Annotated in this window: 11 protein-coding genes; 1 reads left to right on the top strand and 10 read right to left on the bottom strand. The window is 63.3% G+C overall.

What is annotated here, in order from left to right:
- Positions 1-13: 13 nt before the first annotated feature.
- On the top strand, positions 14-1,372 hold the full coding sequence (locus NKL06_RS07740) for a trimethylamine monooxygenase (RefSeq protein WP_023668538.1): 1,359 nt from the start codon (positions 14-16) through the stop codon (positions 1,370-1,372).
- A gap of 41 nt (positions 1,373-1,413) precedes the next feature.
- On the opposite strand, the gene NKL06_RS07735 is transcribed toward NKL06_RS07740, so the two are convergent.
- From NKL06_RS07735 to NKL06_RS07690, 10 genes are all read right to left on the bottom strand, one after another.
- Positions 1,414-2,208 (bottom strand): hypothetical protein, encoded by a 795-nt coding sequence (locus NKL06_RS07735; RefSeq protein WP_023692148.1) that lies wholly within the window; start codon positions 2,206-2,208, stop codon positions 1,414-1,416.
- A gap of 295 nt (positions 2,209-2,503) precedes the next feature.
- The gene (locus NKL06_RS07730; protein WP_023692147.1) at positions 2,504-3,304 is read right to left on the bottom strand and encodes a hypothetical protein; all 801 of its coding nucleotides are present in this window, start codon (positions 3,302-3,304) and stop codon (positions 2,504-2,506) included.
- Between the two features lie 7 nt (positions 3,305-3,311).
- The gene (locus NKL06_RS07725) at positions 3,312-5,291 is read right to left on the bottom strand and encodes an ABC transporter permease (RefSeq protein ID WP_023692146.1); all 1,980 of its coding nucleotides are present in this window, start codon (positions 5,289-5,291) and stop codon (positions 3,312-3,314) included.
- Positions 5,288-6,367 carry a quaternary amine ABC transporter ATP-binding protein gene (locus NKL06_RS07720; RefSeq protein WP_023692145.1) on the bottom strand — a complete coding sequence of 360 codons (1,080 nt, stop codon included), beginning with the start codon at positions 6,365-6,367 and terminating at the stop codon, positions 5,288-5,290. Before NKL06_RS07720 ends, NKL06_RS07725 begins: the two co-directional genes overlap by 4 nt.
- A gap of 72 nt (positions 6,368-6,439) precedes the next feature.
- Positions 6,440-7,414: an ABC transporter substrate-binding protein gene (locus tag NKL06_RS07715; RefSeq protein ID WP_023692144.1), complete on the bottom strand. Its 975-nt coding sequence runs from the start codon at positions 7,412-7,414 to the stop codon at positions 6,440-6,442.
- Between the two features lie 474 nt (positions 7,415-7,888).
- Positions 7,889-8,674 carry a glucose 1-dehydrogenase gene (locus NKL06_RS07710; protein WP_023692143.1) on the bottom strand — a complete coding sequence of 262 codons (786 nt, stop codon included), beginning with the start codon at positions 8,672-8,674 and terminating at the stop codon, positions 7,889-7,891.
- Between the two features lie 9 nt (positions 8,675-8,683).
- Positions 8,684-9,448: an SDR family oxidoreductase gene (locus tag NKL06_RS07705; protein WP_023692142.1), complete on the bottom strand. Its 765-nt coding sequence runs from the start codon at positions 9,446-9,448 to the stop codon at positions 8,684-8,686.
- Positions 9,449-9,554: 106 nt separating this feature from the next.
- Positions 9,555-11,063: a sugar ABC transporter ATP-binding protein gene (locus tag NKL06_RS07700; RefSeq protein ID WP_023692141.1), complete on the bottom strand. Its 1,509-nt coding sequence runs from the start codon at positions 11,061-11,063 to the stop codon at positions 9,555-9,557.
- A gap of 29 nt (positions 11,064-11,092) precedes the next feature.
- Entirely contained in the window at positions 11,093-12,031 is a 939-nt protein-coding gene (locus NKL06_RS07695; protein ID WP_023684414.1) for a sugar ABC transporter substrate-binding protein, read from the bottom strand.
- A 129-nt stretch (positions 12,032-12,160) separates the two neighbouring features.
- Positions 12,161-13,144 (bottom strand): ABC transporter permease, encoded by a 984-nt coding sequence (locus NKL06_RS07690; protein ID WP_050587056.1) that lies wholly within the window; start codon positions 13,142-13,144, stop codon positions 12,161-12,163.
- Positions 13,145-13,271 lie beyond the last annotated feature (127 nt).

Raw genomic sequence — 13,271 nt, 5'->3', positions numbered from 1 at the left:
CGGGAGGCCTGCCATGAAAACGCGCGTTGCCGTCATTGGAGCGGGGCCATCCGGTCTGGCCCAGCTCAGGGCCTTCAAGTCGGCTGCCGACAAGGGCGCCGAGATCCCCGAAATCGTCTGCTTCGAAAAGCAGTCGGACTGGGGCGGCCTGTGGAACTACACCTGGCGCACCGGCCTCGACGAGCATGGCGACCCCGTCCACGGCTCGATGTACCGCTACCTCTGGTCGAACGGACCGAAGGAGTGCCTGGAATTCGCCGACTACACATTCGAGGAGCATTTCGGCCGTCCCATCGGGTCCTACCCGCCACGCGCGGTGCTGTGGGATTACATCAAGGGCCGGGTCGAGAAATCAGGCCTACGCAAATGGGTGCGCTTCAACAGTCCGGTGCGCATGGTGACCTTCTCGGACGAGACGAGAAAATTCACCGTCACCGCGCATGACCGCACGAACGACGTCACCTACTCCGAGGAGTTCGACAATGTCGTCGTTGCCTCAGGGCATTTCTCGGTTCCCAACGTTCCCTATTTCGAAGGCTTTTCGACGTTCAACGGCCGTATCCTGCACAGCCATGATTTCCGCGATGCCATGGAGTTCAAGGGCAAGGACATACTGATCATCGGCCGCTCCTATTCTGCCGAGGACATCGGCTCGCAGTGCTACAAATACGGCGCCAGATCGATCACTTCCAGCTACCGCTCCAAACCGATGGGGTTCAAATGGCCGGAGAACTGGAAGGAAGTACCGCTGCTGCAGAAGGTCGTCGGCAAGACGGCGCACTTCAAGGATGGCACCACCAAGGACGTCGACGCCATCATCCTGTGCACCGGCTATCTGCATTCCTTCCCGTTCCTCACGGAAGAGCTGAAGCTGAAGACCGCCAACCGCATGTGGCCGGACGGGCTCTATGAGGGCGTCGTGTGGGAGAAGAACCCGAAACTGTCCTATATCGGCATGCAGGACCAGTTCTACACTTTCAACATGTTCGACGCCCAGGCCTGGTTCGCCCGTGACGTCATCATGGGCCGCATCAAGCTGCCGTCGGTACAGGCGATGGCCGAGCACGGCGCCAAGTGGCGGGCACGCGAAGAGACGCTGGAAGACGCCGAGCAGATGATCTGGTTCCAGGGCGACTACACCAAGGAATTGATGGACCAGACCGACTATCCCGGCTTCGACGTCGAGGCGGTCAACCAGACCTTCATGGAATGGGAGCACCACAAGGCGGAAGACATTATGAGCTTTCGCGACCACGCCTATCGCTCGCTGATGACCGGCACCATGGCGCCATTGCACCATACGCCCTGGCTGCAGGCGCTGGACGACTCGATGGAAAGCTATCTCCAGGTGAAGGGCGTGGCGGCGGAATAGGTCGGCGTGATGCAAAACAATGCGCCGTCACCGGCCCAGTTTCAATTCAGAGGGTAGTCGGGAGCCGCATCGGTCTCCGTCACCTTGACCCAGACCAATTCGCTATAATAGGCGCCCTCCGGGCCGGTGCCGTACATAGACAGCCTGTCAGCCATCAGCAGATGTGTCATATCGTTGAGTGCCCGGCCGGTCGGCTCCTCGGGCCAGGCGAAGACGCCGTCGGTTTTGGCGCCGAACCTCACATCGGTGCAGCCGAAATCGATCTCGACCTTCCAGGATAGCAACGGCCTGATATCGCTGGGCGGCGGGCGCGGCGGATCGGGCTGCTCGAAGTGATGGTCGACCGAGACTCTCGTCGGCACTGTCGGCGTGATGCCTCTGGCTTCGAAGGAAGCGATGGCGTCGTCGCCAAATCGTGCGAGCAGGCCAGCGTGCCATAACCGGTAGGTCGCGCGGAAAAAGCCGCTGACCCGGATAGATTTGCCGTCGTTGTTGAAGACGTTCACAGCGGCGTAGAAACGGCGCAGTCGTGGCGCCAGCGCCCGCCAGTCGCATTCGGCCGGTGTCCCCGGCGTCGCGATGAAATCGTCAAGCAGATCGCTGCCGCGCACATTGGCGTTCAGCACCGTGCAATCCTCACCATGGATATGCCAGTGCCGCCGGAGCTCGGCTGCTGCGATGCCGGGCTTGCGCAGCTCTTCCACCGAGGCGCGAACCCGAGCAATCGCGTAGGACGTAGCCGCATCCAACGTCTCAAACCCCGAAACCACATGCTCGCCGGTCTTGGCCATGTCGAAGATGACGACAGTAAAAGGCGGTTCGCGCTGATCGGGCATTCGGCAGCAAGCTCAGGCTGGTCGAGGATGAAGCAGCTTTCCGCGCGAAAATGCGTCAAAGTCAAGAGCTGGAGCGCGGCCTGCCATTTCCAAAGAGGCGAACTCCAGAAGAGGCGAAACCGTTCTATCCGAGCCGTGCTTGAGCTTTCGCGGCTCAGGGGTCGAAGACCGACCGCGATGATGTCGATGGCATGCTATTACCAGCCCCGAAAATGCCGCGACCCTGGACCGTGCGATGAACACTTCCTGGCCGAGATCGCGTGTGCCGGCCACGGGGCAGGTGATGATCATCACTTCAATCCAGCGGATAGTCGGGAGGCGCCTCCGTCTCGGTCACTTTGGCGGTTAGTATCTCGCAGTCGTTGGCCCAGTCGGGGCCATCGCCGCGCATGGCCATCATGTCGGCCATCAGCAGGAACTGCATGGTTCTGAGCGCCCAGTCGGTGGGCTCTTGCGGCCAGGCGAAGACGCCGGCGGCGTCGCCGCCGAACTTCACGTCATGGCAGACGAAACCGACCTCGACCTTCCAGGATCGCAGCGTCACGCCTGGCGGCGGGTAGGGCGGGTCGGGCAGCTCGAAGTAATTGGCGACCATGAGCTTCGTCGGCTCCGCCGGCTCGACCCCCTTGGCCTTGAAGGCGGCAATGGCGTCGTCGCCAAAGCGCTCGAGGAGGCCGTCTCGCGTCAGCCTGTAGGTCGAGCGAAAGAAGCCGCCCGCCCAGACGGATTCGTTGTTGCCGTTGGAGATCAGCAGCGAGGCGCGGAAGCGGCGCAGCCTTGGCGCGAGAACTTGCCAGTTGCATTCGGCCGGCATCGACGGCGTCGCAATGAAATCGTCGAGTAGATCGCTGCCGCGCACTCCGGCGTTCAGCACCGAACAGTCTTCGCCATAGAGGTGCCAGAGCTGGCGAAGCTCTGCAGTGGCGATGCCGGGCTCGCGCAACTCCTCCACCGAGGCGCGAACCCGCGCAATGGCGTAGGACGTCGCCGCCTCCAGCGTCTCAAACCCCGAAACTACGTGCTCCCCATCCGGCTCGCCGGTCTTGGCCATGTCGAAGACGAGTACGGCAAAAGGCGGTTCGCCGGGATTGGACATTCAACAATTATCCTAGTCTTGCCCGCGCCTTCGCCGTCCAGGCATTGAACAGCCGGTCGGCGACGATGCCGATAAAGGCTATTGCCAGCCCGGCGACAATGCCGCGGCCGGAATCGGCTTTCGACAGCGCGATGAACACTTCCTGGCCGAGATCGCGCGTGCCGACCATGGCGCAGATGATGATCATCGCCAATGCCATCAGGATGGTCTGGTTGACGCCGAGCATGATCTCGGGGAGCGCCAGCGGCAATTGCACGCGAAAGAACGTCTGGCGCGGCGTGCAGCCGGAAACCTTGGCAGCCTCGATCAATGCCGGCTGCACCTGGCGAATGCCGTGATTGGTGTAGCGGATCGCCGGCACCACGGCGAAGGCGATCGTGGCGATCATGGCCGTGACGTCGCCAACCCGGAACAGCATCACCACCGGAATGATGAAGCAGAAGGACGGCAGCACCTGCAGCGTGTCGATGATGGGCGTGACGATCTTTTCGAAGCGGTCGCTGCGCGCGGCCATCAGGCCAATCGGGATGCCGATCAGGCAAGCGATGAAGGCCGAGATGCCGCAGAGATAAACCGTCGCCATGGTCTTTTCCCACAGGCCGGTGACGGCGCAGAAGGCGGTCAGCGCGGCGACGAGGGCGGCGAGACGCAGGCCACCGAACTGGTAGCCGGCGAGGCCGAGCAGGGCCACCGCGCCGAGCCACGGAAAGCCTTCGCAGAAGGCGCGCAGCGGGTTCAGTACATTGAGGATGAGCGCCACGCGAAACGCTTCGATCACGTCGAAGAAGTTGATCGTCACCCAGCTCACCGCCGCCTTCCACAGTGGCGCAGTGGTGAAGGTGATCGCCTTCGGCATCGCCGCGAAGGCCGGTACGAACAGGCCGAGCAGCGTGGTGGCGGCAAGGATGGCGATAGCCAGCGATAGATGGGGATAGCGGTGCCAAAAACTCTGGTTCGTCTGCTGATGTACGTGACCCTTCGCCTGTTTGTGGGCGATGGCCTGGCTCAGCCGGTCGAGCGCGATGGCGAGTGCTACGATGGCAAGGCCAGCTTCCATCGCCTCGCCGACCTTCAGCGCGCGCAGCGCCAGCAGCACGTCGTAACCGAGGCCGCCGGCACCGATCATCGAGGCGATGATGACCATGTTGAGGGCCAGCATGATGACCTGGTTGACGCCGATCATCAGTGTCGGCCGCGCCGACGGCAGCAGCACGCGCCACAATTTCTGCCGCGCCGTGCAGCCGGCCATCTCTGAGAAATCGTCGATCTCTGACGGCACCCGCGACAGGCCGAGCATCGTCGCCCGCACCATCGGCGGCGTGGCGAAGATGGCGGTGGCGATCATCGCCGACACCGGGCTGTTGCCGAACAGAAGCAGCATCGGGATGAGATAGGCGAAGGTCGGGATGGTCTGCATCAGATCAAGCGCTGGGGAGATGATCAGCCGTTCCGCCCATGGCTTGCGCCACGCCCAGATGCCGGCGAACAGGCCGGTAACGATGCAGAAGGGCACGGCGATGGAAATCAGTGCCAGTGTCAGCATGGCGCTGGTCCATTGGCCGAACAGCGCGGTGTAGAGGAAGCAGCCGCCGACCAGTAGGCCGAGCTTTCTACCGCCCACGGCATGCCCGGCGATGAAGGCGGCGGCGCAGACGCCGACCCAGGACAGGCGCGGCAGGACATAGGCATCGGCACCGTGACCGATCTTGAAATTCTTGGCCAGCAGGTCGAGCGCGAAATCGAGGGGAACGCCGAGCACCGCGGTGATCGAGCGGGTCAGCCAGGACAAGTTCGACTTGATCCAGCGCATCAGCGCACTGACCCAGTCGGCGACGGGAACGACCGCATCGGCCGGATAGTCGACCGCCCATGGCAGCCTCTCCTGCAGCAGGAATACCACCAGCACGGCGGCCAGCGCCAGCGCCCAGATCAGCAGCCAGCGCTGAACCGGCGGCCTCGTTTCGCTGGCGCTTGCCGTGACCGTCATGCGCCAGCTCTTTGCTTGTCGATGCCGGCCAGCAGTCCGATCACGGCTTGCGGCGTCACCTCGCCGATCGACTTGCCGCTGCCGTTGACCACCGCGAACGGTTTTCCCGAAGCGACGATGCTGGCCGAGAAGCTGGCGATCCTGGCGTCGGGCGAAACCGTGCCGCCATGTTCGGCGCCATCGCAGGCACGCATCAGGCTGCGCGCCGAAATCACCTTGGCGCGGTCGACATCGCGGGTGAATTCGGCGACATAGTCGGTCGCCGGGTTGACAACCAGCTGTTCCGGCGTGCCGGTCTGGATGACCTCACCATCCTTCATGATGGCGATGCGGTCGGCGAGCCTGATCGCCTCGTCGAAATCATGGGTGATGAAGACGATGGTCTTGTGCAGCATGGTCTGCAGCCGCATCAGCTCGTCCTGCATCTCGCGGCGGATCAGCGGGTCGAGCGCCGAGAACGGCTCGTCGAGGAACCAGATCTCCGGCTTGGTCGCGAGGCTGCGGGCAATGCCGACGCGCTGCTGCTGGCCGCCGGAGAGTTCGCGCGGATAGAAATGCTCGCGGCCGCGTAAGCCCACGAGATCGATCACCTCCCGCGCTCTCGCTTCGCGCGTCGGTCGGTCCTGGCCCTGGATGCTCAGGGGAAAGGCAATGTTGTCGAGCACGTTCAGATGCGGCAGCAGCGCAAAATTCTGGAACACCATACCCATGCGATGACGCCGCAGTTCGATCAGCGCCGCATCGGAAATCTTGAGCAGGTCGTTGCCTTCGAATTCGACCTTGCCGTGGGTCGGCTCGACCAGCCGCGACATGCAGCGCACCAGCGTCGACTTGCCGGAGCCGGATAGCCCCATGATGATGAAAATCTCGCCCTGGCGGATTTCGAGATCGACGGCGCGCACCGCGCCGACCAGTCCGGCCGCGGCGATGTCGGCCATGCTGGCCTTGCCGTCACGCTCGCGGATGAAGCTGGCCGCGTTCGATCCGAACAATTTCCAGACATTGCGGCAGGCAAGCTTTATCGGCCGCACATCCTTGGGCGTGCCAGCCGCCTGCGGTTCAGTCGCTTCCGTCATCCAATGGCCCTTCTGGAGAATGAAGATATGGACCCGGCCGTTACGGCCGGGTCCGGCCTTCAGTCGGAGCCATCACTGCGCCCAGGCTTTCCAGTCGGCTTCGTGGGCGGCGATCCAGGCGGCCGCGACGTCTTCCGGCGTCTTGCCGCCGAGGTCGATCTCGCCGCTCATCTTGTTGAGCTCATCGGTGTCGATCGTGTAGGCCTTGGCCACCTTGTAGGCGATCGGCCATTTGTCCTTCATGCCGGACCAGGAGTATTTCCAGATTTCGCCATGCGGCTTGCCGCAATCATATTTGGCATCCGGGTTGGTGCCCCATTTCGGATCGGTGTAGCACTCGGGCGTATACTCCGGGAATTCGACCCACTCGCCCTTGTACTTGGCCGGCGCCCAATGCGGCGAATAGATCCACAGCATGATCGGCGCCTTGCGCTGATAGGCCGAGTCCAACTCGGCGAACATCGCCGCGTCGGTGCCGGCATGGATGACGGTGAAGGGCAGTTTCAGCGCCTCGACGCGCTCGTCGTCAAAGCCTTCCCAGGTTACCGGGCCGCCGAGATAGCGGCCCTTCGGCGCCGTCTCCGCCGTCGAGAACGCCTCGGCGCATTTCGGGTCCTTCAGCGCCTCCCAATTGGGCAGGCCCGGGCATTTCTCCTTCATATATTCGGGAAACCACCACTCTTCCTTGGCCTTCGGCCCGAGCTTGCCCAGCCGCTCGGTCTGGCCGGTGGCGTCGGAGGCCTTCATCGCCTCGCCGGCCGTCGTGTCCCAGAACTCCAGGCCGACATCGAGGTCGCCATTGGTGAGACCGGTGGTCAGGCTGGAGAGGTAGTCGGCTGTCGGATATTCGACGGTATAGCCGAGCTTTTCGAGGATACCGCCAAGGATCTTGGCGTTGAGATTGACGCTGGTCCAGTCGAACAGCGCGATCTTGATCGGGTCGTTGGATTCGGGTGCTGCTGCCTGGACCGGCGATGTAAGCGAACTTGCGGTGGCAAGCGCAAAGGCTCCCATTGATAGGTTCGAAATCACACTGCGAAATGACATGCTTGTTCTCCTGTCAAACCATGTGGAAATTTCTTGATCGTTCCCTTCTTGCGTCTTTTCTTGATTGTGTTGGAAAGGCGGGTCGTTACGCAAGCTCGTTCGCACCAAGCCAGTGCCGCGGCGAGCAATTCCAGGAAGAGTGTGGACGGTTTTCCGTCCGAATTGCGCAAATACAGAGAGCCGCAGGCGAGGTGATGCTCGATTTGATGATGATGTGATGCCGGGCGGGCCCGCGTCATGGCATCGGATGGATTGCTGCGTGAGCAATCGTCAACAGATCGATCGCCGCTCCAGCGGCGCTCTCAGACGTGCGAGCCATCAAGGTCCCATGGTCTCGGCCGGCGAGCCCCATCCCCGCCAAGGCCGTTTCATGAGATGAAATTATATATACCAACGTTCATGCGGCGCAACGGCTGATGCCCTGTGCACTGCGGAATTTCAGACTGGTCGATTGCCAACCGCCAGAGCTGACGTTCACGACATGATCAGGCCGCCATCCACATTGATGGTTTGGCCGGTGATGTAGGTGGCGTCGTCGCTGGCGAGAAAGCTGACCAGGCCGGACACGTCCTCGCCGCTGCCGGCGCGCCCCATCGGGATGTTCTTCACCCATTCGGCCATCAGCTCGCCGGGCTTGTAGTCACCCATCAGCTTGCCCCAGGCGACGTCGTTGTAAGCCCACATGTCAGTGTCGATAATGCCGGGGCAAATCGCGTTGACGGTGATCTTTTCCTTGGCGACTTCCTTGGCCAGGCTCTGGGTGATGCCGACGACGCCGAACTTCGACGCCGCATAATGCGGCGTGTAGATGAAACCCTGCCGCGCCTGGCCCGATGCCGTGTTGATCAGCCGGCCGCCATCGCCATGCTTGCGGATGCGGGCGATCGCTTCCTGACAGCACAGGAACACGCCCTTGGTGTTGACCGCCATCACCTTGTCCCACTCGGCCTCGGTCATCGCCTCGATCGGGGCGATGGTGATGACGCCGGCATTCTGCACCGAAATGTCGACACGGCCGAATTCCTTCTCGGCGAGGTCGTAAAGCGCGGTGACCTCATCCTTCCTGGTAACGTCCATGCGCATCGACGCGACCTTGGCGCCTGCCGCTTTCAGGCCGGCGGCGACGTCCTCGACGCGGGTATCGATGGCGCTGACCACCACCGCGGCACCTTCCTCGGCGAAGCGCTTCGCCATCGCCGCGCCGATGCCACCGCTCGCGCCGGTGATGACCGCAGTCTTGCCTTCAAAACGCCTCTGCATCTTTTCTCCTTACCAGCAGACAAAACCGCCATCGACGATCAGGTCGATGCCGGTGACGTAACTCGCGGCGCGGCTGGCCAGGAACACGGTCGGGCCGACCATCTCTTCCGGCGTCGCCATGCGCCCCATGGGCGTGTCGCGTTCGAAGATCTTGATCTGTTCGGCGACCTCCGGCCGCTTGTTCATCGGCGTCAGCGTGTAGCCTGGGCTCACCACATTGACGCGCAGGCCGCGATCGGCCCATTCCATGGCGAGGCTTTTCGACATGTGGATGACCGCCGCCTTCGACGAATTGTAATGCGCCTGGGTCAGGCCGCGATTGACGATCGAACCCGACATGGAGGCGATGTTGATGATCGAGCCCTTGCGCCGCGTCAGCATGGCGCGCGCTTCGGCCTGGCAGGACAGGAACACGCCGCTGACATTCACGTCGTAGATTTTCTGCCACTTCTCCAGCGACAGCGTCTCGGCGGCCTCGGCTCCTGCAACGCCGGCATTGTTGACGGCGATGGTCAGCGCGCCGAGCTCCTTTTCCGTGCGCTCGACTGCGGTCGCCAGGTCGGCCTCCGACGTCACCGTCCCGGTCAGCACCACCGCCTTGCGGCCAAGCGCGGCGATCCTGTGCGCGGTCTCATCCAGCCCGCCTTTCGAGGCATGGCCGAAACAGGCTATGTCGGCGCCGGCTTCGGCGAGCCCGATGGCAATGGCCTGGCCGATGCCGCTGCCGGCGCCTGTTACCAGCGCTACGTCGCCGCTGAGATCGAATAGTTTCATGTTGTTCCCCCTCCTGAAATGAAGGGGCGCCAGTCTTTGCTGGCGCCCCGCGCGGTCCGGTCCTTGGGAGGATACCACCTGCTGCGCTTTGTTCCGACTCCTGTCCTCAGCTCGTGGCAAGTTCCATCACCGCGACATTGCTCGCCTCGCTGCGGTCGAGAATGCCGCGCTGGCGGCCGCGGCTCAGCACCAGCACGCGGTGCGACAGGCCCAGCACCTCCTCGAGGTCGGAGCTGACCACTACCACCGCCATGCCGGAGCGGGCGAGGTCGGCAATGACGTCGTAGATTGCCGCACGCGCCCCGACATCGATGCCGCGCGTCGGCTCGTCGAGGATGAACACCTTCGGCGGCCGCGACACCCATTTGGCGATGATCACCTTCTGCTGGTTGCCGCCGGACAGTTTTGACACAGCCTGGTTCGGCTTGCCTTTGACGCCGAGCCTTGCGATGCCGGCCTCGGCGAATTTCTGCACCGCTTTCGGGAACACCCAGCCCTTCGGCGCGACATGGTCGAAATTGCCGAACGCCAGATTCTCGCCGATTGTCTGGTCGAGCACGACGCCTTGCGCCTTGCGGTCTTCCGGCACCAGCACGACGCCGGCCTTGATCGCCGCCTCCGGCCCGCTGAGATGCACCGGTTCGCCGGCAACACGCACCGAGCCGGACGAGATCGGATCGGCACCGGCGATCGCCCGCACCAGTTCTGTGCGGCCGGCGCCGATCAACCCGGCAATGCCGAGAATCTCGCCTGCTTTGACCGAGAAGGAGACGTTGTTGAAACTCTTCTCCGGCGAAGACAGGTTCTCGACCTCGAGCAGTGTTTCCTCGCGCGGCGGCGTCAGATGCGGGAACATCCGCTCGACCGAGCGGCCGACCATCTGCTCGACCACTGTGCGCACGGGAATATCGGCGCGCTCGTGGCGGGCGACGATGCGTCCGTCGCGCATCACCACCACGCGGTCGGCAATCTGCGCGATCTCGTCGAGACGATGGCTGATATAGATGAAGGACATGCCTTCCGCCTTGAGCTTGCGGATCTGCTGGAACAAAAGCTCCGTTTCCTCGCCGCCAAGCGCTGCGGTCGGTTCGTCGAAGATCAGCAATTCGGCATTCAGCGTCAGCGCCTTGGCGATCTCGACCTGCTGCTGGGCGGCGATGCGCAGCGTGCCCACCTTGCGCTCGGGCGAGACGTCGAGGCCAAGCCGCTTCAACTGCGCCGAGGCCTTGGCGTTCATCTCCGCGCGGTCGATGCGGCCGCCGCGCATCGGCAGGCGCCCGACATAGACATTTTCCGCCACCGACAGGTCCGGCAGCAGCTTCAGTTCCTGATGGATCATGCCCACACCGGCATCGATTGCCGCGGCAGGCGAGGCGGGGGAATAATGTTTCCCCCGCCAGATGATAGTGCCGGCATCGGCCTTTGTCGAACCGGCGATGATGTTGGACACCGTCGACTTGCCGGCGCCGTTTTCGCCGAGCAGCGCCACAACCTCGCCCGGCCGCACCTCAAAGCTTGCATCGGCCAGGACCTGGACCGGTCCGTAGCTCTTGCAAAGGCCGTTGACGAAGAGCCCGTTGTGCGGGCTTTCGCTGTGGCGAGGATCAGGAGACATCGTGGTGCTCTCTTAAGCGGTGCCGGTCGTTACGGATGCTTGGCGATGAACTGCTCGACATTGTCCTTGGTGGTCAGCGTCGCATCCTGCAGCTGCTCGGCCGGAACGCTTTCGCCCGCCACCAGCTTGATCGCCGCATCGACGGCGAGCCGGCCCATGCCTTGCGTCTGCTGCGTCGCGGTGACGTCGAACACGCCGTCCTTCAGCGCTTTGAGTGCGGCCACGTCGCCATCGAAGCCGGCAACCCAGACCTTGTGGCCGGGATTGGCGACCTTGACCGCCTGTGCCGCACCCAGCGCCAGCGCATCGGCCTGGCCGATGACGATGGAGACATCGGGATGCGACTGCAGCAGGTCCTGCGTCAGCTTGAAACCTTCGTCCTGGTGCCAGCCTTCGCTCCACAATTCGCCGACCACCTTGATATCGGGATAGGCCTTGAGCGCTTCGCCGCAGCCCTTCGAGCGATCGACTTCCGGCGTGGTGCCCTTCTGGCCGTGGATGATGATCAGTTCGCCTTTGCCGCCGGCCTGCTTGGCGATGTAGTCGCACACCGCCTGCGCCGAGGCGACACTGTTGGTGGCGATGAAGGTGTCGCCGGGCGCGCCGTCGGCGTTGCGGTCGACATTGACGACCGGAATGCCGGCAGCCTTGGCGGTTTTGGTCGGCACGGTGGCGGCGGTGGCGCCGGCCGGAATGTAGATCAGCGCGTCGATGTTCTGCGTGATCAGATCCTGCACTTGGCTGACCTGCGTTGCCGAATCGCCCTTGGCGTCGACGGTGACGATCTCGATGCCCTTCTCCTTGCCGTAGGCTTCGACCGACTGCTTGATCTGGTTGAAGAAGTCGGCCTGCAAATTGGCCACGGCGAGGCCGAGCTTCTTGGCCTCCTTGGCCGAGGCCATGTCGGTCAGCCCGAGCAGCGGAATGATGGCGGCCGCGGCAAGCAGCAATGAACGTTTGGTCAGCATGTGTTTCCTCCGTTGATAGTCAAACTGTCCCGCCAGCGCATCGCGCCCCTTGGAACATCCCAGTTTCGGATCGACCGATCCGTCTATCGCCCGGACGCTCCGGGCGAATTCTCAATTGTGCCCCGTTCTCTATCGCGCCCTGCGCCGCCAGGTATCGCTGGCGACCGCCAGCGCGATCACCACGCCGATCACCACCTGCTGGATGAAGGGCGAGACGCCGAGCAGATTGAGCCCGTTGCGCAGCACGCCGATGATGAGTACGCCGACCGCGGTGCCGCCGATCGAGCCGACGCCGCCCGACAGGCTGGCGCCGCCGATCACCACCGCCGCGATGGTGTCGAGCTCATAGCCGAGGCCGGAACTCGGCTGCACCGAATCCAGCCGCGCGGCAAGCACAATGCCGGCAAGACCCGCAAGCACGCCGCAGATGGCATAGACCCAGTTGGTCAGCGACTTCACCGGAATGCCGGAGAGCCGCGCCACCTCGGCGCTGCCGCCGATGGCGTAAAGGCTGCGGCCGGTGGCGCGGTAGTTGAGGAAGATGGCGAAGACGATCGCCAGCACCATCATCACCCCGACTGTGACCGACAGGAAGCCGAAATGGCGGATGATCGACAGGCTGGTGAACCAGTCGGGAAAGCCGACGATCTGCGAGCCGTCGGTGATCATGTTGGCAAGGCCGCGCGCCACCGACATCATCGCCAGCGTCGCGATGAACGGCGGCAGCCGGGTGACGGTCACCAGCAGGCCGGACACCAGTCCGCAAAGGCCGGCGACGACCAGTGCTGCAACGACGCCGGCGGCAAGGCCGAGATTGAGATAGTCGGGGTGGGCGACGAAGCCCATCACCATGGCGGCCAGCGCCAGCACCGAGCCGACCGAGAGATCGATGCCGCCGATCAGGATCACCAGCGTCATGCCGATTGCCATGATGCCGAGCACGGTGATCTGGTCGAGTACGTTGAGGATGTTGCGCATGGTGAGGAACGTGTCGGTGGTCAACGTCAGCGCCAGGCAAAGCAGCAGCAGCCCGATCAGCGGCCCCATGGTTCCGGCAAACAGCGCCGAAAGCTTCGCGGCCGTCGCACCTTGAGTGCCGGGCGCGGCTTTCAACTCGCCAGCCTTCGACTCGCTTGCATCATTACTCACGGCCACTTCGTCTCCTCCGTCAGCGAAACGGCGATGGCCTGCCGTCCGCTCTTGTTCACCAGGCACCTCCCTGTGAACAATTTATCTTTGA

It is taken from the genome of Mesorhizobium sp. C268A (assembly GCF_040324475.1).
Lineage (GTDB): Bacteria > Pseudomonadota > Alphaproteobacteria > Rhizobiales > Rhizobiaceae > Mesorhizobium.
The sequence above is the reverse complement of the archived record's forward strand: the minus strand, read 5'-3'. Positions and strand labels throughout refer to the sequence as shown.